The organism is Hydrogenophaga pseudoflava (genome assembly GCF_004353865.1).
GTDB classification, from domain to species: domain Bacteria; phylum Pseudomonadota; class Gammaproteobacteria; order Burkholderiales; family Burkholderiaceae_C; genus Hydrogenophaga; species Hydrogenophaga pseudoflava.
Map to the genome: position 1 here is coordinate 4,615,219 of NZ_CP037867.1, position 21,247 is coordinate 4,636,465.

13 protein-coding genes are annotated in these 21,247 nt (G+C 71.5%); 6 read left to right on the forward strand and 7 right to left on the reverse strand.

The features are described from left to right. Positions 1–113 precede the first annotated feature (113 nt). Positions 114–1,235: a tRNA 2-thiouridine(34) synthase MnmA gene (gene mnmA / locus HPF_RS22225; RefSeq protein WP_133157853.1), complete on the forward strand. Its 1,122-nt coding sequence runs from the start codon at positions 114–116 to the stop codon at positions 1,233–1,235. Between the two features lie 21 nt (positions 1,236–1,256). Here the strand turns inward: mnmA and HPF_RS22230 are convergent, their stop codons facing one another. From HPF_RS22230 to HPF_RS22245, 4 genes are all read right to left on the reverse strand, one after another. Beyond that, positions 1,257–2,234, reverse strand: a complete 978-nt coding sequence (locus HPF_RS22230) for a Bug family tripartite tricarboxylate transporter substrate binding protein (protein ID WP_133157854.1) — start codon at positions 2,232–2,234, stop codon at positions 1,257–1,259. A 90-nt stretch (positions 2,235–2,324) separates the two neighbouring features. Continuing rightward, a complete protein-coding gene (gene tcuB, locus HPF_RS22235) occupies positions 2,325–3,506 on the reverse strand; it encodes a tricarballylate utilization 4Fe-4S protein TcuB (RefSeq protein ID WP_133157855.1) in 1,182 nt (393 codons plus the stop codon). After that, positions 3,493–4,905: an FAD-dependent tricarballylate dehydrogenase TcuA gene (gene tcuA, locus HPF_RS22240; protein WP_133157856.1), complete on the reverse strand. Its 1,413-nt coding sequence runs from the start codon at positions 4,903–4,905 to the stop codon at positions 3,493–3,495. The genes tcuB and tcuA overlap by 14 nt, the downstream gene beginning before the upstream one ends. A gap of 105 nt (positions 4,906–5,010) precedes the next feature. Next, positions 5,011–5,985 (reverse strand): LysR family transcriptional regulator, encoded by a 975-nt coding sequence (locus HPF_RS22245; protein WP_133157857.1) that lies wholly within the window; start codon positions 5,983–5,985, stop codon positions 5,011–5,013. A gap of 114 nt (positions 5,986–6,099) precedes the next feature. On the opposite strand from HPF_RS22245, the gene HPF_RS22250 reads away from it, so the two are divergent. Then, entirely contained in the window at positions 6,100–7,848 is a 1,749-nt protein-coding gene (locus tag HPF_RS22250) for a SulP family inorganic anion transporter (protein WP_133157858.1), read from the forward strand. A gap of 15 nt (positions 7,849–7,863) precedes the next feature. Here HPF_RS22250 and HPF_RS22255 read toward each other — a convergent pair whose 3' ends face one another. Further along, complete coding sequence (locus tag HPF_RS22255; RefSeq protein ID WP_207959240.1) at positions 7,864–8,598, reverse strand: class I SAM-dependent methyltransferase; 735 nt, start codon at positions 8,596–8,598, stop codon at positions 7,864–7,866. After that, positions 8,595–9,230, reverse strand: coding sequence for an MBL fold metallo-hydrolase (locus tag HPF_RS22260; protein ID WP_133157859.1), 636 nt, complete (start codon positions 9,228–9,230; stop codon positions 8,595–8,597). Before HPF_RS22260 ends, HPF_RS22255 begins: the two co-directional genes overlap by 4 nt. A gap of 197 nt (positions 9,231–9,427) precedes the next feature. Between HPF_RS22260 and HPF_RS22265 the strand changes: the two genes are divergently transcribed. From HPF_RS22265 to HPF_RS22280, 4 genes are all read left to right on the forward strand, one after another. Continuing rightward, positions 9,428–10,738, forward strand: coding sequence for a sigma-54 interaction domain-containing protein (locus HPF_RS22265; RefSeq protein ID WP_133157860.1), 1,311 nt, complete (start codon positions 9,428–9,430; stop codon positions 10,736–10,738). A gap of 90 nt (positions 10,739–10,828) precedes the next feature. Further along, positions 10,829–16,804 carry an alpha-2-macroglobulin family protein gene (locus tag HPF_RS22270; RefSeq protein WP_133157861.1) on the forward strand — a complete coding sequence of 1,992 codons (5,976 nt, stop codon included), beginning with the start codon at positions 10,829–10,831 and terminating at the stop codon, positions 16,802–16,804. Continuing rightward, a complete protein-coding gene (gene pbpC, locus HPF_RS22275) occupies positions 16,801–19,020 on the forward strand; it encodes a penicillin-binding protein 1C (RefSeq protein ID WP_207959242.1) in 2,220 nt (739 codons plus the stop codon). Before HPF_RS22270 ends, pbpC begins: the two co-directional genes overlap by 4 nt. Positions 19,021–19,065: 45 nt before the next feature. Then, the gene (locus HPF_RS22280; RefSeq protein ID WP_066156953.1) at positions 19,066–19,845 is read left to right on the forward strand and encodes a DUF4395 domain-containing protein; all 780 of its coding nucleotides are present in this window, start codon (positions 19,066–19,068) and stop codon (positions 19,843–19,845) included. A gap of 33 nt (positions 19,846–19,878) precedes the next feature. Here the strand turns inward: HPF_RS22280 and HPF_RS22285 are convergent, their stop codons facing one another. Beyond that, on the reverse strand, positions 19,879–21,198 hold the full coding sequence (locus HPF_RS22285; RefSeq protein ID WP_066156957.1) for a DUF3422 family protein: 1,320 nt from the start codon (positions 21,196–21,198) through the stop codon (positions 19,879–19,881). Positions 21,199–21,247 lie beyond the last annotated feature (49 nt).

The window sequence follows — 21,247 nt, forward strand, 5'->3', positions numbered from 1 at the left end:
ATGGGTTTCACTGTAGGACCGGCACCCGCCGCCATCGTTCGATGCCCTCGCCGGTCACGTTCCAATTTTTTGAAGCCGGGGTCGGCCGGAACACCCGCTGGGATAATCCACCCATGGCAAACAAGCAACGTGTGGTGGTCGGGTTGAGCGGGGGCGTGGACTCCGCGGTGAGCGCGCACCTGCTCAAGGAGCAGGGCTACGAGGTCATCGGCATCTTCATGAAGAACTGGGAGGACGACGACAACAGCGAATACTGTTCGTCCAACATCGACTTCGTGGACGCCGCCTCGGTGGCCGACGTGCTGGGCATCGAGATCGAACACGTGAACTTCGCGGCCGAATACAAGGACCGCGTGTTCGCCGAGTTCCTGCGCGAGTACCAGGCCGGCCGCACGCCCAACCCCGACATCCTCTGCAACGCCGAGATCAAGTTCAAGGCCTTCCTGGACCACGCCATGCGCCTGGGCGCCGAGAAGATCGCCACCGGCCACTACGCCCGCGTGCGCCTGAACGAAGCGACCGGCAAACACGAGCTGCTCAAGGGCCTGGACCCGCTGAAGGACCAGAGCTACTTTCTGCACCGGTTGAACCAGGCGCAACTCTCCAGGACCCTGTTCCCGGTCGGCGAGCTGCCCAAGACCGAGGTGCGCCGCATCGCGGCCGAGATCGGCCTGCCCAACGCGAAGAAGAAGGACAGCACCGGCATCTGCTTCATCGGCGAGCGGCCGTTCCGCGATTTCCTCAACCGCTACATCGCCAAAGAGCCGGGGCCGATCAAGGACCCGACGGGCCGCACGATTGGCCAGCACGTGGGCCTCTCGTTCTACACGCTGGGCCAGCGCCAGGGCCTGGGCATCGGCGGCGTGAAGGCCAAGGGTGCGCAGAAGGGCGGCAATGAGCACGAGCCCTGGTTCGTCGCGCGCAAGGACGTCGAGAAGAACATCCTGTGGGTGGTGCAGGGCCACGACCACCCCTGGCTGCTGGCGCCCAGCCTGCGCGCCGAGGATGTGAGCTGGGTGGCGGGCGAGGCGCCGGCGGTGTCGGCCATCGCCGCCAAGACGCGCTACCGCCAGAGCGACGCGCCCTGCTCGCTGGTCGTGGACGACACCGGCTTCACGCTGCGCTTTGCCGACCCGCAATGGGCGGTGACGCCCGGCCAGAGCGCCGTGCTGTACGACGGCGAGGTCTGCCTGGGCGGGGGCGTGATCCACACCGAGGCCGCGAACGCCCCCTGAGCGCGGCGGCCCGCGGCGTGATCAGTCCGCGGTGATCTTGCGGGCCTGGATGGTGGCGGCCCACTGGGCCGATTCCTTCTTCATGAAGGCCGCGAAATCGGCCCGCGTGGTGGGCTGGGGGGTCAACCCGTGGTGCATCAGGGCCTCTTTCACGCCCGGGTCGTTGAGCACCTTCACGATTTCCTGGTTCCAGCGGTCCAGCAGCGGCACCGGCGTCTTGGCAGGCGCCACGAAGGCGTACCAGTTCAGCGCCTCGAAGCCCGGGTAGCCGGCCTCGGCCACGGTGGGGATGTTGGGCAGGTAGGCCGGGCGCGTGAGACCGGTGGTGGCCAGGGGCACCAGCTTGCCGCTCTCGATGTGCGGCATGGCCGTGGGCGGCGCCGAGAAGTAGGCGGCGATGCGGCCGCCCAGCAGGTCCTGCAGCGCGGGCGCGCCGCCCTTGTAGGGCACGTGGACCATGTCGATGGCGGCGCGCTGGTTGAACAGCTCACCCGCCAGGTGCGAGGCCGAGCCGGGACCGGTGGAGGCGTAGTCCACGCTGCCGGGTTTCTTCTTTTCCAGCTGCACGAATTCAGCCAGCGTCTTCACGCCCACGCCCTTGTGCACGACCAGCACGTTGGGGAAGTTCACGCCGCCCGAAATAGGGGCCAGGTCGGTGAAGGGATCGTAGGCCAGCTTCATCAGGTGGGGCGCGATGGTCAGCGGACCGACCGAGCCGAACAGCAGCACCGAGCCGTCGGTCGCCGCCTTGGCAACGTACTGGTGCGCGATGTTGCCGCCCGCACCGCCCTTGTTCTCCACGATCACCGACTGGCCGATGTTCTCGCCCAGCTTCTTGGCGATCAGGCGCGCGGCGGCATCGGCCGCGCCGCCGGCCGCAAACCCCACCACCAGCGTGACCGGCTTCTTGGGCGGGAAGTCCTGCGCCTGGGCAAGGCCCGCCAGCGACAGGGTGGACAGGGCGAGCGCGGTGGCGCGCAGGAAGGCTCGTTTGTGCATGGCAAGGTCTCCTCGGTGAGGTTCGTGGGGTGGGGGAAAAGGGTGGGTGGCCGCGGCGGACCCGCCGCAGAGAGGGAACGAGGCGCCGGTTCAGTCGGCGCCCAGACCGATGGGGTTGGGCTGGCGCTTCTCGACCGCGTGGCGCAGCAGCGCGGCGGTGCGGAAGATGCCGTGGCCGAACTTGCCGTAGGGCATGGTGGCGAACAGGGCCATCACCGCGCCCAGGTGCAGGCACAGCGTCAGCGCCAGGGCGGGGGTGCCGCGCGCGGCCCACAGGGCCAGGCCGCTGGTGGCGGTGAGGAACAGCAGGGCGATGAAGCCGCGGTCCATGGGCTTCTGCGCGGCGTCGCCGTGCAGCGGGTGGCGGCGCAGGTTCAGCCGCCACAGGCCCGCCGTGCCGATGGCCAGGCTCAGGCCGCCCACGGCGCCCAGCAGCTTGGGCAGGCTGGGCAGGTCGTAGGGCGCGGGCAGGCCCAGCAGGTAGTGGTAGAGCGTGCCCACGCTGGTGGCGGCGAAACACAGCAGGAAGCCGTAGAAGGTGAGGTGGTGGTAGCGCCGGCGCGCCAGCGTGTGGGCGTCGTCCTCGTTGTGGCAGCCGTCGCCATGGCCACCGTCCAGGTACTTCAGACGCAGCACAGCACCGGTCGCCTCGGCCGTGGCGGGCGCCGACAGCGGCGCGCCGCTGGTGGCGGGCGTGATCTCACGCCAGAAGCGGCGCACACCCAAGCCCAGCGCCAGCGTGGCGAACCCGAACACCGGTGCGAACAGGCCCACCAGCAGGTTGTGCGGGAACAGGCCGTAGAAGTCGCTGCCCGGCGCGCTCCACAGCGCGCCCAGGCCCTGCCCCTGCAGCACCACGGCCAGCACCAGGAACAGCGCGAGGCCGGCGGCCAGCGCCAGCGACAGCGTGAGGCCCTGGCGCTGGTAGAGCCGGCCCAGCGCGGGCGGCCAGGCGTAGTCCGCATAGGTCTGGCCGCGCACCTGCGCCATGGCCTGCGGCACGTTCACCGCAAACTCGTGCGGCGGCGCGTACTGGCAGGCGTGCAGGCAGGCGCCGCAGTTGTGGCAGAGGTTGGCCAGGAAGTGGATGTCGGCCTGGCCGAATGCGAGCCGGCGCGTCATGGCCGGGAACACGGCGCAGAAGCCTTCGCAGTAGCGGCAGGCGTTGCAGATCTGCATCTGGCGCGCGACCTCTGTTTCGGGCGCGGACAGCACGACCTCGCCGTTCGCCAGGGCGCGGGCATCACGGGCCAGGGCTTCAAGCGTTTGCATGGCGCGCTCCTTTCAGCACGGCCTGCGCGGCCTGGGTGCCCGCGATGCGACCGAAGGCGGTGCCGATGCTCATGCCCACGCCCGCGGTGTAGCCCTGCCCCAGCACGTTGCCGGCCATCATCTCGCCGGCCACGAAGAGGTTGGCGCTCGGCCGTCCGCCGAAGTGCACCGCCGCGGTCTCGTCGGTCTTGAGGCCCAGGTAGGTGAAGGTGACGCCGGGCTTGAGCATGTAGCCGTAGAAAGGCGCGGTGTCGATGGGCCGCGCCCAGTGCGTCTTGGCGGGAGCCACACCCTCGGTGTGGCAATCGTCCAGTGCGGTGTGGTCAAAGGTACCGACGCGGCAGGCGGCGTTGTAGTCGTTCAGGGTCTGCATGAAGGTGGCCTGATCGAGGCCGAGTTTCTGCGCCAGCTCAGGCAGGGTGTCGGCCTTCACGCCGGCGAACACCGGCGGCATGAATCGGCCGATGGCCTTGGCGTCGATGATGGAAAAGCCCACCTGCCCCGGCTGCTGTGCCACCAGGCGGCCCCAGATGGCGTAACGCTTGGGCCAGAAGTCCTCGCCCTCGTCGTAGAAGCGGCGCGCCTCGCGGTTGACCACCACGCCCAGCGACACGCAGTCGATGCGGGTGCAGATGCCGCCGTCGTAGAGCGGCGCGCGCGCGTCGATGGCGACCATGTGGGCCTGCGTCGGGTCGCCGATGGCATCGGCGCCCAGGTCGAGCAGTTGCTTGAGCAGCACGCCCTGGTTGAAGCGGGTGCCGCGGATCAGGAAGTTGTCCGAGGGCCATTCGCCGCGGGCGTTCTGGCCCCAGGCCTCGCGCAGCCAGTCGCGGTTTGACTCGAAGCCGCCGGCCGCCAGCACGCAGCTGCGCGCGGTGATGCGCTCGCCCCGGACCCAGGCGGCCACGAAGCGGTCGCCGTCCAGCTCGATGCGGTCCACCGGCGATTCGTAGCGCACCTGCACACCCAGGCGCTCGGCGCTGCGGAAGTAGGCGTTGACCAGGGCCTTGCCACCGCCCATGAAGAAGGCGTTGGTGCGCGCCGTGTGCAGCGCGCCCGAGAGCGAGGGCTGGAAGCGCACGCCGTGGCGCACCATCCAGGGCCGGCAGGTGGCCGAGGCGCGGATCACCAGCCGGGCCAGCGCCTCGTCGGTCTTGCCGCCGGTGACCTTGAGCAGGTCCTGCCAGAACTCCTCTTCGGGGTAGGCGTCCACCAGGACGTCCTGCGGCGCGTCGTGCATGCAGCGCAGGTTGCGGGTGTGGGCGGAATTGCCGCCGCGCCATTCACGCGGCGCGGCTTCGAGCAGCAGCACACTGGCCCCGGCTTCGCGCGCCATCAGCGCGGCGCACAGGGCGGCATTGCCGCCGCCGATCACCAGGACATCGGGGTCCTTTGACATGGGTTTCCTTCGTGTTCTCTCGGGGAGCGCCGGAGCCGATCCGGCGCGTGAAGAACTGTAGGAAGACCGTCGCCCGCTGTGCAGCGGGCCCCCGTCATGGGGGTATCACGGGATGTGATGGGTGTCGGGCAGTGCCGCGAGCGCAGAGGCGCCGGACCAGCGGCCCTCGCCCAGCAGGGTGCGCACGCAGTCCTTGAGCACCACGCGCGCGGCCAGCGCGGCCGGCGACAGCTCGTCGTCGGACAGGCTGCACAGCAGGTTCACGCGGCGCGCGGGAGCGTCGCTGATGCGCGCGCACTGGAAGCGCTGCGCCGCGTCCGGGTAACGCCCCAGCGCCGCCCAGGGCTGCAGCGTGGCGCCCAGGCCCGCGTCCACCGCGGCCATGACCATGGCCAGCGAATCGACCTCCAGCACCACGCTGGGCGCAATGCCGGCACCCGCGAAGGCCGTGTCCAGCGTGCTGCGCAGGCCGTGCGGCCCGGTGGGCAGGATCAGCGGCACCCCGGCCAGGTCGGCGATGGCGATCTCGGCCGGCAGGTGCGGCGCGCCCGCGCGCTGCACCAGGAACAGGTCTTCCTCCAGCAGCGGCATCACGCTCCAGCCGCGACCGCCGCCATCCTGCCGGGTCTGGTGCAGGCGGGTGTCGAACAGCACTGCGAGGTCGAGCTGGCGCGCGTTCAGCATGGCCGTGAGGTGGCCCGACATGCTTTCGACCATGTGCAGGCGCACGTCGGGGTAGCGCTCGCGCATGGCCTGCATCAGCGGCAGGCCCAGCACCGCCGAGGTGGTGGGCGCCAGCCCCACCGACACCGAGCCCGACAGGCGCGCCTGCTGCGCGGCCCGCGTGGCCTGCTCGGCGTGGCGCAGGGTCAGCTGGGCCTCGCGGAAGAAGGCCACGCCCGCCTCGGTGGGCGCCACGCCGCGCGGCGTGCGGTGGAGCAGTCGGGTGGCGAGTTCGCTTTCCAGTCGCGTGATCTGCTGGCTCAGGGCCGACTGCACCAGGTCCAGGTCGGTCGCGGCGCGGCTCATCGAGCCCAGCTCGACGATGCGCACGAAGTACCGCAGCTGACGCAGTTCCATGGGGAGGCCTGTGGTGGTGGTTCGCCCGCCGGGGCGGCGCGGGGTTCGGGGTGGCCGCCAGTGTATCGGCCGTCCCTGAAAATACCGCCACCACCACCCGCTCCGCCTGCCCGCATGCGCTCCACCCTCACCGACTGGTTCCCCATCCTCCGCTGGGGCCGGACCTACAACCGCCCGCTGCTGGCCGCCGACATCACGGCCTCGGCCGTGGTCACGCTGCTGCTGATCCCGCAGAGCCTGGCCTACGCCATGCTGGCCGGCATGCCGCCGGTGACCGGGCTGTACGCCAGCATCGTGCCGATGGTCATCTACGCGCTCATGGGCAGCAGCACGGTGCTGGGCCCCGGGCCCTCGGCGCTGCGCTCCATCATGTCGCTGGCGACGGTGGGCACGGTGGTGGGCGCGGGCAGCGCCGACTTCATCGCCGCGAGTGCGGTGCTGGCGGTGATGGTGGGCCTGGCCCTGCTGGTGATGGGCGCGCTGCGCATGGGCTTCATGGCCAGCTTTCTGAGCCAGCCGGTGCTCTCGGGCTTCATCACCGCCTCGGGCCTGCTGATCGGCATGAGCCAGCTCAAGCACGTGCTGGGCATGCCCCTGAGCGGCGACGACGTGCCCGGCTTCGCCCGCAGCCTGGCCGCACACTTCGGTGAGGTCCATGGCCTGACCCTGGCCGTGGGCCTGGGCGCGCTGGCGCTGCTGTGGGCGGCCCGGCGCTGGCTCAAGCCCCTGCTGTGCCGCCTGGGCGTGCCGGCGGTGGCGGCGGACCTGGCCGGCAAGGCCTCGCCGCTGCTGGTGATCCTGCTGTCCATCGCGCTCACCACGGCCCTGGGCTGGCCGCAGCAGGGGCTGGCGGTGGTGGGCGAGATTCCACAGGGCCTGCCCAGCCTGGTGCTGGCGCCGCTGCTGGAGCTGCCGACGTCCACCGTGCGGGCGCTCATGGTGCCGGCCCTCCTGATCGCGGTGATGACCTTCATCGAGCAGATCTCCATCGCCCAGGGCATGGCCGCCAAGCGGCGCGAGCGCATCGACGTGAACGCCGAGATGCGGGCCATGGGCGGCGCCAACCTGGCGGCCGGCCTGACCGGCGCCTTCGCCGTCGGCGCGAGCTTCTCGCGCACCTCGGTGGTGGCCGAAAGCGGTGGCCGCACCCCGGCGGCCGGCATCATCACCGCGGTGCTGCTGGCCTTCACGGCCCTGTTCCTCACGCCCTGGCTGCACGACCTGCCCATGGCCGTGCTGGCCGCGACCATCCTGATCTCGCTGGGCTCGCTGATCGACTTCCGCAGCTTCCCGCTGAACTGGCGCTACGCGCGCGCCGACTTCGCGGCCCAGGCCCTGACCTTCTCCGTCACGCTGCTGGTCGACCTGGTCACCGGCCTGACCGTCGGCGTGATCGCCTCGCTGGCGCTGCACATCTGGCGCAGCAGCCGCCCGCACATCGCCGTGGTGGGCAACGTGCCCGGCACCGAGCACTACCGCAACGTGCTGCGCCACCAGGTGGTGACGCGCCCGCACATCCTGGGCCTGCGGGTGGACGAGAGCCTGTTCTTTGCCAACGCGCGCCACCTGGAAGACCGCATCACCGCCGAGCTGGCCGCCCACCCCGGGGTTCGCCACGTGGTGCTGCAGTGCACCGCGGTGAACGACATCGACGCCAGCGCGCTGGAGAGCCTGCGCAGCATCCACCGCAACCTGCAGGACGCCGGCGTGCGGCTGCACCTGAGCGAGGTGAAGGGCCCGGTGATGGACCGCCTGCACCGCAGCGACTTCCTGGAGCGGCTCTCGGGGCAGGTGTTCCTCACGCACCACCAGGCCATCCGCGCGCTGAACGAGCCGGCGCAGGACCCCGCGGCCCAGATCTGAGCGGCCGCCGCCGCCTCAGCGCCTGCGGCGCAGCAGGCGCACGTGCAGGGGGCGCACGAAGCGGGCGCCGTCCGCGCCGAGGTGCGGCTCGAAGGCGCGGCGCACGCGGGCTTCGAGCTCCGGCGTGATCTGGTGGTCGGCAAAGCTCGGGTAGAGCATGCGCTGGGCGAAGCTGGGCCAGTCGGGGTAGTGCACCGGCTGGGCGAACCGGCGCTCGGCCACCGCCTCCCATTGATTGCCGTTGACCAGCGCGCGGTCCAGCGCGGCCTGGGCGGCGGCCCGCACCACGCCCTCGTCGTTGTAGAGGCGCACGATCTCATTGAGGGCGCCGCCGTAAACCGGCTCGCTCACATAGAACCAGCCGCCCGGCCGCAGCACCCGCGCCACCTCGGCCAGCGCGCGGTCCATGGCGGGAATGGGCACGTGGTGCAGCGACTTGAGCATGAGCGCGCCGTCGAAGCTCTGGCGCGCAAAGGGCACGGCCTCGGCGCTGGCGGACAGGAACTGCAGCCGCTCCCGGGGCTGCGACAGGTTCTTCGCGTGCTGGACCGCATCGACCTCCAGACCCACCACCTCGCTGTCCGCATGGCGCTCCAGCAGCCCGCGCGCCAGCCGCGCGTTGCCGCAACCCAGTTCGATGATGCGCTGGCCCGCCAGCGGCACGAGTTCGGACAGCAGGTCCAGCTCGTTGTCGAGCAGCGGGAAGTGGTCGGGGTTCGGGCCGCAGGGGGGCTGGTGGTGGGTGTTCATGTCCGGCGGTGCAGAGGTTTCGGGCCCACACGGGCGAAGAACCCGTCGCGGGTGAGACCGGCGAAGTGGGGACTCCAGCGCCGCTGCTCCAGCACCGTGGTCACCGCCCGCGCCCGGCGCTCGTGGCCCGCGAACAGCAGGGTCTCGTCGGGCAGGGTGAAGATGCGCTGCTGCACGCTGTCCCACAGCGCCGCCGGCAGGGCCGGCCGGGGCTGCCACGGGCAGGCGTCGGCGGTCAGCAGGTCGCCGCAGAACATGCGGTCCTGCCAGAGGTAGCTCTGGCAATGGGCGGTGTGTCCCGGCGTGTGCAGCACCTGCACGAAGCCCGCGCCCAGCGGCAGCCGCTCGCCGTCGGCCACGCTGCACACGCCCTCGCGCCGGGCGCCCTGCACCACCGGCGCCCCCAGGTGCAGCAGTCGCCCGAATTCGCCGGGCGGCTGGTCATCGTGGCCGTGGTGCTCGTGGGTGCGCAACACCCAGCGCAGGCGCAGGCCGGCCTCGTCCAGCAGGGCCATCAGCACCGGCCGGTCGCCGCTGCGCGGGTCGACCAGGGCGGCTTCGTGCGCCGCTTCGTCGGCCAGCAGGTAGCTCAGCGCACCGCTGTGTTCGTCGTAGAGGATGCGCAGGCTCATCGGGGTTCGGGTCGGGTCCGGAGCACTCAACCTTCCAAGATCCATGCCAGCCGCGCCCGGCCCGCCAACGCCTTTGCCAACAAGCACTTGCACGCGCTGGCACGCCACAGCTGGCCCGGCGCAACGCCGCCGGGACTGCCTTGTCTGCCAGATCTGGCAGACAATCCCGGATACCCCCCACCCCAGCGGGTCCATCCATGAAACCCCTGCCCGAACTCACCGCCTTCCTCGAAGGCCTGCCCGAGCCGCACATCCTGTTCGACGCGCAGTACCGCATCCTGGCGGCCAACGCCGCCTACCGACGCCAGTTCAGCCCCGAGCGCAGCGTGGTCGGCCGGCACTGCTACGAGGTCTCGCACCATTTCGCCGTGCCCTGCGACCAGGCCGGCGAGTCCTGCCCGCTGGCGCAGTCCCGGATCTCGGGCCAGCGCGAGCGCGTGCTGCACCTGCACCACACGCGCCGCGGCGAGGAGTACGTGAACATCGAGCTCTCGCCCCTGCCGGGCGCGGACGGGCAGCCGGCCTTCTACGTGGAGAAGATGGAGCCGCTGCGGGTGGCCCAGGGCCAGCCGGCGGCGCAGGGCCTGATCGGCCGCTCGCCCGCCTTCCAGCGCATGCTCGGCCTGGTCGCGCGGGTGGCGCCGGCGCCGGCCACCGTGCTGCTGCTGGGCGAATCGGGCACCGGCAAGGAACTGGTGGCGCGCGCCATTCACGAGGCCAGCCCGCGCGCCAGCAAGCCGCTGGTGCCGGTGGACTGCTCCAGCCTGCCCGAGACGCTGTTCGAATCCGAGCTGTTCGGTCACGAGCGCGGCGCCTTCACCGGCGCGGCCACCGCCAAGGGCGGCCTGGTCGAGGCGGCCAGCGGCGGCACGCTGTTCCTCGACGAGGTGGGCGACATCCCGCTGGCGATGCAGGTCAAGCTGCTGCGCCTGCTGGAGACCGGCATGTACCGGCGCGTGGGCAGCACCGAGCCGCGCCACGCCGACATCCGGGTGATCTCGGCCACCCACCGCGACCTCGACCGCATGATGGCCGAAGGGCGCTTCCGCGAAGACCTGTACTACCGGCTCTCGACCTTCCCGATTCCTCTGCCGCCGCTGCGCGAGCGCGCGGGCGACCTGGCCCTGCTGGCCGAGGCGCTGCTGGAACGGGTGGCGGCCCCACGCCGCCTGCGCCTCGCGCCGGCCGCCCTGCGGCTGCTGGAGGCGCAGCCCTTTCCCGGCAACGTGCGCGAGCTGCGCAACCTGCTGGAGCGCAGCGCCCTGCTGTGCGACGGCGAGGTGATCGAGGCCTCGCACGTCGACGAGGCCATTGCCATCGGACGGCGGCCAGGCCAGGCCACGACCGGGCCGTCGGCACCGGCCACGGCCGGCGACACGGTGCGGGCCGCCAGCCGCGAGACGCTGCGCGCCATCGTCGCCGAGCACCGGGGCAACCGCGCCGCGCTGGCGGCCAAGCTGGGCATCAGCGAACGCTCGCTCTACCGCAAGCTCAAGTCCCTCGACTGAGCACGGCGGGGGGGGGGGCCACTGAGACTGCCCATGCCGGGGCATCTGCGTTAGGCTCCACCCCATCCAAACAGGGGTCGGGGTGGCGGCATGGTGTTCGGGTTGCGCGGTGCGCTGGTGGGTGTCGGTCTGGCGGCGGCCGGCGGTGCGTGGGCGGTGCAGATCACCGGCCTGAGCCCGCAGGGCGAGGTGGCCAGGGTGCGGCAGGTGGTGGCGACTTTCGACGCCCCCGCAGTGGCCTTCGGCAACCCGAACGCGGTGGCGCCGCTGCAGCTGAGCTGCAACGAGCCCCAGGCCTCGGCGGGCACCGGTCGCTGGCTCAACGAGCGCCGCTGGGTGCACGACTTCCAGCAGATGCTGCCGCCGGGCGTGAAGTGCACGCTGCAGGTGGCGCCGGGCTTCGTGGCGCTGGATGGCCGGCCGCTGACCGGCCCGCAACGCTTTGCCTTCGAGACCGGCGGTCCGGTGGTGCGCCAGAGCGTCCCGTCCGACGGTCAGACCATCGAAGAAGGCCAGTACTTCCTGCTGCGCTTCAACGGCGCGGTGTCGCCCGAGAGCGTGCAGGCCCACGCCTGGTGCGGCATGGACGGGCTGGGCGAGCGCATAGCGGTGAAGCTGATCACCGGCGCCGAGCGCGAGCAACTGGTGAAGGCGCGCGGCTGGAACCGCCAGGACGTGCCCGCCGACCAGGTGGTGGCCCTGGCCTGCCAGCGCCAGCTCACGCCCGCGGCCAAGGTGAAGCTGGTGCTGGGCAAAGGCGTCGCCACGCCGAACGGGGTCGCGACCCGGCAGGACCAGCGCCTGAACTTCACCGTGCGCGAGCCCTTCAAGGTCACGTTCAGCTGCGAGCGCGAAAACGCGCAGTCGCCCTGCCTACCGCTGCGCGGCATGTCGCTGCGCTTCAACGCCCCGGTCACCGCCCAGCAGGCGCTGGACATTCGGCTGCGGCCCGCCGCTGGCGGCGAGGCGCGGCAACCCAAGCTGGAAGACGGCGCGCAGGGCGACGACGCGGTCGACGGCGTGGACTTCGCGCCCACGCTGACCGAGAAGGCCAGCTACACGGTCGAGCTGCCCCAGGGTCTGGTCGACGCCTCGGGCCGCGCGCCCGCCAACGCGAACCAGTTCCCGCTCAAGGTGTCGACCGGCCTGATGCCACCGCTGGTGAAGTTCGCGGCCGCGCCCTTTGGCGTGGTCGAGCGGCTGGCCGAACCCGGCGGTGCGGCGCTGCTGCCCATCACCGTGCGCAACGTCGAGCCCGAGCTCAAGGCCCTGGGCCTGTCGGTCAGCGGCAGCAAGGTCAGCGACCTCCGGCTCTCCAGCGACGCCGAGATCATTGCCTGGTACCAGCGGGTCGCCACGTTCCACGGGGGCACGGTCGAGCGCAAGCTCGCAGCCCAATGGACGAAGACGCCGCTGCCCAAGGTGATCGACAAGGACAACGGGGACTGGGTCGAGTCGCGCATGCTCGGCCTGTTGCAGGGCCTGCCGAACGTGAAGCCGCTGGATCTGCCCCAGGCGGCGGCGGGCGACCCGCGCCCGATGGAGGTGGTGGGCATTCCGCTGCAACCGGGCTTCCACGTGGTCGAGATCGCCTCGCCGCGGCTGGGCCGCTCGCTGCTCGACGAGCGCCACGGCGAGGGCCGCACGATGTACGTGCGCAGCTCGGCGCTGGTGACCAACCTGGGCGTGCACTTCAAGCTCGGTCGCGAGAACGCGCTGGCCTGGGTGACCACGCTGGACAAGGGCCAACCGGTCGCGGGCGCGGCGGTGCAGGTCTCCGACTGCCGCGGCAAGCCGGTCGCCAAGGGCCAGACCGACGCGCAGGGTGTCGTGAAGCTCGACGGCATCCCGGGCCGGGCGCCCGTGTGCCAGAACGGCGAGGCGGACGAAGGCGACTACGGCGGCGCCTGGTTCGTCAGCGCACGCGCGAAATCGGCCGACGGCGTGGACGACCTGGCCTTCACCTGGAGCGACTGGAACCGCGGCATCGAGGCCTGGCGCTTCGACCTGCCGACCGGCGACCTCGCCAGCGCCACGCAGCGCGCCCACACCGTGCTCGACCGCGCCCTACTGCGGGCGGGCGAGACGCTGTCGATGAAGCACTTCCTGCGCACCGAGGACATGAAGGGCCTGCACGTGCCCGAGCTCAAGAGCGGCGAACTGATCATCACCCACCAGGGCAGCGGCCAGGAGTTCCGCCAGCCCGTGGCCTGGCGCAAGACGCCGACCGGCGGCCTGAGCGCGACCAGCGAGTTCGCCATCCCGCCCTCGGCGCGGCTGGGCGTCTACACGGTGCAGCTCTCGCAGTCGCTGGGCCGCCAGGGCACCGAGATCCTGGACAGCGCGCAGTTCCGGGTCGAAGAGTTCCGGTTGCCGGTGCTGCAGGGCCAGCTCAGCGCCAACGACAAGAAGCCGCTGGTGGCGGCGACGGCCACGCCGGTCGACCTGCAGGTGAGCTACCTCTCGGGCGGCGGCGCGTCCAACCTCGCCACCCAGGTGTCCGCACTGATGCGCCGCAAGCCGCTGTCCTTCCCCGGCTACGAGGGCTTCAGCTTCGAACCCCCGCGCGCCAGCAACCGCGTGCAGGAAGGCCGTGACGAGGGCGAGGACGGCGCCGACGCGGCGCAGAAGCTGGTGGCCGACAAGCTGCCGCTGACGCTGGACAGGAACGGCCGCGGCCGCACCGAAATCAAGGACCTGCCGGCGGTGACATCGCCGCAGCAACTGCTGATCGAGGCCAGCTATGCCGACCCCAACGGCGAGACCCAGACCCTGCGCCACGTCACCACGCTCTGGCCCGCCGCCGTGGTCGCGGGCATCAAGACCGAAGGCTGGGTCTCGACCCGGCAGCAGGCGCGCTTCCAGGCGCTGGCGCTGACGCTGGACGGCAAGCCGGCGGCCAATGTGCTGCTGGAGGTGCGCGCCTCGGTCCGGACGACGACCACCACGCGCAAGCGCATGGTCGGCGGCTTCTACACCTACGACAACAAGACCACCTCCAAGGACCTGGGCAGCGTCTGCTCGGGCAAGAGCGACGCGCGCGGCCTGCTGCTGTGCGAGGCCGAACTCGACGACGCGGGCGAGGTCGAGCTGACCGTGGTGGCCAAGGACCGCGAGGGCCACGCGCACCAGAGCGCCGCCTCGGTCTACGTCACGCGCCAGGGCGAACTCTGGTTCGGCGGCGAGGACCACGACCGCATGGACGTGGTGCCCGAGAAGAAGCGCTACGAACCCGGCGAGACCGCGCGGCTGCAGGTGCGGATGCCGTTCCGCTTCGCGACCGCCCTGGTCAGCATCGAGCGCGAGGGCATCCTCGACACCAAGGTGGTGCAGCTCAACGGCGAAGACCCGACCATCGACCTGAAGGTCGAGCCCGGCTGGGGACCGAACGTGTACGTGAGCGTGATGGCGCTGCGCGGCCGGCTGCGCGAGGTGCCCTGGTACAGCTTCTTCACCTGGGGCTACCAGGCACCGCGCGAGTGGTGGACCGCGTTCTGGTACGAGGGCAAGGAATACGTGGCGCCGACCGCGCTGGTCGACCTGAGCAAGCCGGCCTACCGGCTGGGCGTGGCTGAGCTGAAGGTCGGCACGGCGGCGCACGAGATCAAAGTCAGCGTCGCCACCGACCGCGAGGCCTACCCGGTGCGCGGCACCGCACAGGTCAGCATCCAGGCCAGGCTGCCCAACGGCCAGCACGCGGCCCACGCCGAGGTGGCGCTGGCGGTGGTCGACCAGGCCCTGCTGGAGCTGGGACCGAACGACAGCTGGGACCTGCTGGCCGGCCTGTGGCAGCGGCGGAACTGGAGCGTCGAAACGGCGACCGCGCAGATGGAAATCATCGGCCGGCGCCACTACGGCCGCAAGGCGATATCGGCCGGCGGCGGCGGCGGCCACAGCCCCACGCGCGAACTGTTCGACACCCTGCTGCTGTGGCAGCCCTCGGTGGTGCTCGATGCCCAGGGCCGCGCCACGGTGAAGGTGCCGCTGAACGACGCGATCAGCAGCTTCCAGGTGGTGGCCATCGCCGATTCGGGCCCGGGCCTGTTCGGCACCGGCCAGGCCAAGTTCCGCGCCACCCAGGACCTGCAGATCATCAGCGGCCTGCCGCCGCTGGTGCGCGAGGGCGATCGTTTCATGGCGCAGTTCAGCCTGCGCAACACCACGGCGCAGCCGATGAAGGTGAACGTGAGCGCCCGCGCCACCCTGGTCGAGACGCCCGCGCAGACAGTCGAGATCCCGGCCGGTGAAACCCGCGAGGTGGCCTGGGACGTGACGGCCCCGGTGCCGCTGGGTCTGGGCCGCTTCGAGGCGCTGCTGTGGGAGGTCACGGCGCAGGACCAGAACGGCCAGGCGCGCGACGCGGCCAAGTTCAGCCAGCGCGTGCTGCCGGCCGTGCCGCTGACGGTGCGGCAGGCCACGCTGGCCCAGCTCGACGGCCCGCTGACGGTGCCTGTCGCGACCCCGGCCGACGCCCTGACCGACGCCCAGGGCGCGCTGCGCGGCGGCCTGCGCATGAGCCTGCAACCCACGCTGGCCGAGGGTCTGCCGGCGGTGCGCGAGTGGTTCGTGAACTACCCCTTCGCCTGCCTGGAGCAGAAGACCTCCAAGGCCATCGGCCTGCGCGACGCCAGGCTCTGGCAGACCGTGCTGGCGCAGCTGCCGACCTACCTGGACAGCGACGGCCTGGCGAACTACTTCCCGCCGCGCGATGGTGACCGCCCCTCGGGCAGCGACACCCTGACCGCTCACCTGCTGTCGGCCACGCACGAGGCGGCGTCGCTCGACCCGGCCTGGACCCTGCCCGATACGGCGCGCGCGGCCATGCTGCGCGGGCTGGAGAACTTCGTCACCGGCAAGATCGAGCGCGGCTTCTGGAGCCCGCGCCAGGACCTGAACCTGCGCAAGCTCGCCGCGGTGGAAGCGCTCTCGCGCCACGGCCGGGCCAATGCGCGCCTGCTGCAGAGCGTGGAGATTGCGCCCAACCAGTGGCCCACGCACGCGGTGATCGACTGGATCAACGTGTTGCGCCGCGTGAACGACATCCCCAAACGCGACGAGAAGCTGGCCGAGGCGAACAACATCCTGCGCGCGCGGCTGTCGTACCAGGGGGCCAAGCTGGTGTTCAGCACCGAGGCCGACGACCAGTGGTGGTGGCTGATGCACAACGGCGACACCAACACCGCGCGCCTGCTGCTGGCCATCATGGACGACCCGGCCTGGAAGGACGACATGGGCCGCATCGCCAGCGGCTTCATCGGCCGCCAGCAGCGCGGCGCCTGGCAGACCACCACCGCCAACCTCTGGGGCGGGCTGGCGCTGCAGAAGTTCTCGGCGCGGTTCGAGGCCGTGCCGGTGACCGGCAGCACCCGCGCCGCGCTGGGCGCCGCCAGCGCCGCGGTCGACTGGAGCAAGGTTTCGCGCGCCGATCCCAAGGCCCCCGTGGCCGCGGGCTTCGCCACCGTCGGCCCCGCCAAGGCCGACCCCAACGTGCCCACCGGCCCGTGGCGCAACAACGCCGCCACCCTCGCCTGGCCCAAGGACGGCGCCGCGTCCCTGGTGGTGCAGCACCAGGGCAATGGCAAGCCCTGGGTCACGCTGCAGGCACTGGCGGCCACGCCGCTGAAGGCGCCGGTCTCGGCCGGCTACACGGTGACCAAGACCATCACACCGGTCGAGCAGGCCGTGGCCGGCCGCTACAGCCGGGGCGACGTGCTGCGCGTCACGATCGAAGTCAACGCCAGCACCGACATGACCTGGGTCGTGCTCAGCGACCCGATCCCGGGCGGAGCCACCCTGCTGGGCAGCGGCCTGGGCCGCGACTCGGCCATCGCGACCGCGGGCGAGAAGCGCTCGGGCAGCGGCTGGCCGGTGTTCGAGGAGCGCAGCTTCGAGGCCTTCCGCAGCTACTACGACCACCTGCCGGCCGGGCGCTTCAAGACCGAGTACACGGTGCGGCTCAACAACGTGGGCACATTCGCGCTGCCGCCCACGCGCATCGAGGCGATGTACGCGCCCGAGACGTTCGGCGAGCTGCCCAACGCGCCCATGAAGGTAGAGGCCAAGTGAGACGCCGGGCGCTGCTGGTGGTGTTGCTGACCGGGGGCTGCGCGCTGCCGGCGGCGGCTCTGCCCAGCTTCGCCGAGGTGAAGGCCGCGCACCCGACCTCCGAGACCCGTTTCCTCGACCGCCACGGCGAGCTGCTGCAGCGCCAGCGCACCGACCCGACGGTGCGCCAGGGCGCCTGGGTCGCGCTGCCCGAGGTCTCGCCCGCGCTGCGCGGTGCCCTGGTCTACAGCGAGGACCGGCGCTTCTACGAACACAGCGGGGTCGACTGGCAGGCCGTCGCGGCCGCCGCCTGGGGCAACCTGTGGAACACGCGCACGCGCGGCGCCTCCACCCTCACCATGCAGCTGGCCGGCCTGCTGGACAGCGACCTCAAGGCCGGCGCCAACGGCCGCCGCTGGACGCAGAAAGCCGGGCAGGCGGTGTGGGCGCAGTGGCTGGAGACGCGCTGGCGCAAGGACCAGATCCTGGAGGCCTACCTCAACCGCGTGCCCTTCCGCGGCGAGATCGTCGGCGTCGACGCGCTCGCGCGCAGCCTGTTCGCCAAGGCGCCGCACGGGCTGAACGCGGACGAAGCGGCGATCACCGCCGCCCTGGTGCGCGCGCCCAACGCCGCGCCCGAGCGCGTGGCCGCACGCGCCTGCGAGGTGCAGCAGGCCATGGCGCGTGCCCAGGGTGCGAAGGCCGACTGCCTGTCGGTGCGGCTGCTGGCCGGCAGCGTGCTGCGCGACCGCCGCTGGGCCGCCAGCGAGGGCGACGCCCCGCACGCGGCGCGGCGTGCGCTGGCGGAATGGCGCCAGCAGGCCGGCACGCGCGCGGTGCCGGCACAGGTCCGCACCACGCTCTGGGCGCCGCTGCAGCGCGAGGCGCAGACCCTGCTGCAGCGCCAGCTGCGCTCGCTGCTGGGGCGGCGCGTCGAAGACGGCGCGGTGGTGGTGCTCGACAACACCAGCGGCGAGGTGCTGGCCTGGGTCGGTTCGTCGGGCCTGCTGAGCCAGGCGGCCGAGGTCGACGGCGTGACCGCGTTGCGCCAGCCCGGCTCCACGCTCAAGCCTTTTCTCTATGCCCAGGCTCTCGCCGAGAAGCGCCTGAGCGCGGCCTCGCTGATCGAGGACGCGCCGACGCACATCCCGACCGCGGGCGGCCTCTACATCCCGCAGAACTACGACCGGCACTTCCGCGGCTGGGTCTCGGTGCGCACCGCGCTCGCCTCCTCGCTGAACATCCCGGCCGTGCGCACGCTGGCCATGGTCTCGCCCGAGGACTTCGCAGTGCAGCTGCTGCGCCTGGGCCTGCCGCTGCGCGAAAGCGGCGACTACTACGGCCTCGGCCTCGCGCTGGGCAGCCCCGAGGTGAGCCTGCTCTCGCTGGCCAACGCCTACCGCACGCTGGCCAACCAGGGCCGCCACGCACCGGTCGCGCCGCTGCTGGCCGGCCCGCGCCTGGCGGTGCGCAGCGAGGCGGTGCTCGACCCCGGCGCTGCCTTCATCGTGGGCGACATCCTGTCCGACGCGAATGCGCGGGCCGCCACCTTCGGCACCGACAGCCTGCTGGCCACCCGCGTCTGGACCGCCGTGAAAACCGGCACCAGCAAGGACATGCGCGACAACTGGGCGGTGGGCTGGTCGCAGCGCTACACGGTGGGCGTCTGGGTCGGCAACGCCAGCGGCGCGCCCATGGGCGACGTGAGCGGCACCACCGGCGCGGCGCCGGTCTGGGCCGGCCTGATGCGCTGGCTGCACGAACGCCAGCCCAGCCGCGCGCCGACACCGCCGGCCGGCGTGGTGGCGCAGGCCGTGCGTTTCGGCCAGCAGCTCGAACCCGCGCGGCGCGAGTGGTTCATCGCCGGCACCGAACAGCCGCTGTTCGCCCTGGGCACGGACAGCGACAGCGGCGCGCCGGCACTGCGCCCGCGCATCCTCAGCCCGGCCACCGGCACCATCCTCGCCATCGATCCCGACATCCCGCCCGCCCACCAGCGCCTGACGCTCCGGGCCGAGGCCGGCCACGTGCGATGGCGCATCGACGGTCAGCCGCTGGGCAAGGGCCAAGAAGTGGCGTGGATGCCCTGGCCGGGCAAACACCAGATCGAACTGCTCAACGCCCGCGGCGAGGTGCTGGACCGGGTGCGCATCGAGGTTCGTGGGGCGGGGGTGCGTCCCACCACGGCCACCCCACGCCGGCCCCCCGCCAGAAACCCGGTGGCGGGAACGTCCTGATCGGTCTAGAGTTCCAGGTATCCATTCAAATATCAGGATGCATGCATGAAAAAACTTGAAAACAGCCTGTTCGCCTTCGGTGAGCAGGTCGAGGGCTACCCGGTCCGCGTCGTCAACGAGCGCATGGTCCGCGCCGCCGCCGGCCTGCTGTTCTTCCCGGCCGTGGTGTCGTTCATGCACTCCTTCCTGCTGGGCAACTTCCAGTACACGCGCCTGTTCATCATCGTGTTCCTGGTCGACATGACACTGCGCATGCTCAACCCGCGCTGGGCGCCGAGCATGATCGCCGGCGGCTGGATCGTGCGCCACCAGGCACCGGAATGGGTGGGCGCGCCGCAGAAGCGCTTCGCCTGGGGCCTGGGCCTGCTGCTGGGCCTGGCCATGCTGTACCTGATGGTGTTCAACCGCTACATGGGGCCGCTGAACATGCTCATCTGCGGCAGCTGCCTGCTGCTGATGTTCTTCGAGACCGCCTTCGGCATCTGCCTGGGCTGCAAGCTCTACAACCTGTTCCACAAGGAGCAGGCCCAGCTGTGCCCGGGCGGGGTGTGCGAGCTGCCGGCGCAGAAGAAGGGCTGGGGCCTGCCGCTGCCGCAGGCGGCCGTGCTGCTGGCCTTCGCCGCCGTGCTCGTGGCGGCCAAGGGCTGGGTCGACCGCACCGGCCCGCTGCAGGGCTTTGACGACATGGCGACGCTGGAAGAGATGGGCCTCAAGCCCACGCCGGGCGAGACGTCAGCGGCCGACGCCGAACGATGCCAGGTGCCGGCCTTCGCCAAGGCCATCGGCCATGAGACGCTGTGGAAGCAGCACAACGGGTGCAGCTGAACGCCCCGCGCCGCCCCAGGTTGGCGCAGGGGCTCAATGATCCGCGTGCAGCTTCTCGTGGATCTTCTTCGTCGTCCACCAGACCGACCACAGCACCAGCGGAATCGCCGCGCCGGCCAGCAGCTCCGGCTTGATGGGCAGGCCGATCTCCTTGCCCGCCTTGCCGAGGTAGAGGATCAGGCTGATCACGTAGTACGAGATGGCCGCGATCGACAGACCTTCCACCGTGCTCTGCAGGCGCAGCTGCAGTTCCTGGCCCCGGGTCAGCTTGGCCAGCAGCTGCTGGTTCTGCACCTCGGTGGCGATGTCCACCCGCGTGCGCAGCAGGGCGCTGGTGCGGGTGATGCGCTCGGACAGCGAGGCCAGGCGCTGCGCGGTGGCCTGCACCGTGGCCATGGCCGGTGACAGCCGGCGCTGCATGAACTCGCCGATCGTCTGGGTGCCCGGCACCGGCTGCTCGCGCAGTTCGGCGATGCGCTGCGCCACCAGGCCGTCGTAGGCCCGCGTGGCCGAGAAGCGGTAGGCGTGCTCCGCGATGGCGCGCTCCACCCCCGCGGCCAGCGACACCAGGGTGTCGAGCAGGCTCTGGTCGGTGGCGCTCTTGCTCTCCAGATGGGCGGTGATGTCGGCCAGCTGCGCCTCGCAGCGCGAGAGGAACGGGCCGAGCTGCTTGGCCACCGGCAGGCCGCGCAGGGCCAGCAGGCGGTAGGTCTCGATCTCCAACAGGCGCTGCGAGATGCGGCCGGCCCGGGTTTCGGTGGTGTCGGGCGGCGCCACCACCAGGATGCGTTCGTAGCCGGACTCCCGCAGCATCAGGTCGGTGATCACCATCGAATGGGACTGGTTGCCCATGAGCGAGGCCACCACGGTGTGCTCACCCAGCCAGGTGCGGCCCTGCGCCAGGGCCTCGTGCGGGTCCGCCAGGTCGCCGTGCAGCATCACCAGCTTGATGGCCGCGATCGTGCGCCCGGGGATGCCGGCCAGCCAGTCGGCCGGCAGCACGATGTGCGAGAGCAGCTCGGGGTCGCGGGCGCCCAGCTGCGCGCCTTCGGGCAGCGGCTGCACCAGCGAGTAGCGGGTGAATTCGGTGTGGCGTTCCCACTTGAGCGTGTAGCCCGGCAGCCGCAGGCGCAGGAAGCTGCCACTGAGCTGCTCGGCCTGCAGGTCCTGCTGGCCCGGCAGGCGGCGCAGGTGCGCCAGCTCCTGCTCGCGGCTCACGCCGTCGTTGGTCACGGCGATGAACACCACCAGCGCCGGCAACCGGATGCGCGCTGGCGGGCGGGCATGCACCTCGTTGTGCAGCATCTCGCGCAGGGGGTCGTTGGTTGGCAGCAGGGGTTGGGCGGTGTCCATGGCGCGATTGTGCCGAAACCCCTCTGTCACCCGGCCCGGCACAGGCGGC

Bases quoted from the DNA above. Each gene is read 5' to 3' on its own strand.
- HPF_RS22245 (WP_133157857.1), bottom strand. From the start codon at position 5,985: ATGGAACTGCGTCAGCTGCGGTACTTCGTGCGCATCGTCGAGCTGGGC.
- HPF_RS22285 (WP_066156957.1), bottom strand. From the start codon at position 21,198: ATGGACACCGCCCAACCCCTGCTGCCAACCAACGACCCCCTGCGCGAG.
- HPF_RS22260 (WP_133157859.1), bottom strand. From the start codon at position 9,230: ATGAGCCTGCGCATCCTCTACGACGAACACAGCGGTGCGCTGAGCTAC.
- HPF_RS22255 (WP_207959240.1), bottom strand. From the start codon at position 8,598: ATGAACACCCACCACCAGCCCCCCTGCGGCCCGAACCCCGACCACTTC.
- HPF_RS22270 (WP_133157861.1), top strand. From the start codon at position 10,829: ATGGTGTTCGGGTTGCGCGGTGCGCTGGTGGGTGTCGGTCTGGCGGCG.
- HPF_RS22230 (WP_133157854.1), bottom strand. From the start codon at position 2,234: ATGCACAAACGAGCCTTCCTGCGCGCCACCGCGCTCGCCCTGTCCACC.
- HPF_RS22280 (WP_066156953.1), top strand. From the start codon at position 19,066: ATGAAAAAACTTGAAAACAGCCTGTTCGCCTTCGGTGAGCAGGTCGAG.
- tcuB (WP_133157855.1), bottom strand. From the start codon at position 3,506: ATGCAAACGCTTGAAGCCCTGGCCCGTGATGCCCGCGCCCTGGCGAAC.
- mnmA (WP_133157853.1), top strand. From the start codon at position 114: ATGGCAAACAAGCAACGTGTGGTGGTCGGGTTGAGCGGGGGCGTGGAC.
- HPF_RS22250 (WP_133157858.1), top strand. From the start codon at position 6,100: ATGCGCTCCACCCTCACCGACTGGTTCCCCATCCTCCGCTGGGGCCGG.
- tcuA (WP_133157856.1), bottom strand. From the start codon at position 4,905: ATGTCAAAGGACCCCGATGTCCTGGTGATCGGCGGCGGCAATGCCGCC.
- HPF_RS22265 (WP_133157860.1), top strand. From the start codon at position 9,428: ATGAAACCCCTGCCCGAACTCACCGCCTTCCTCGAAGGCCTGCCCGAG.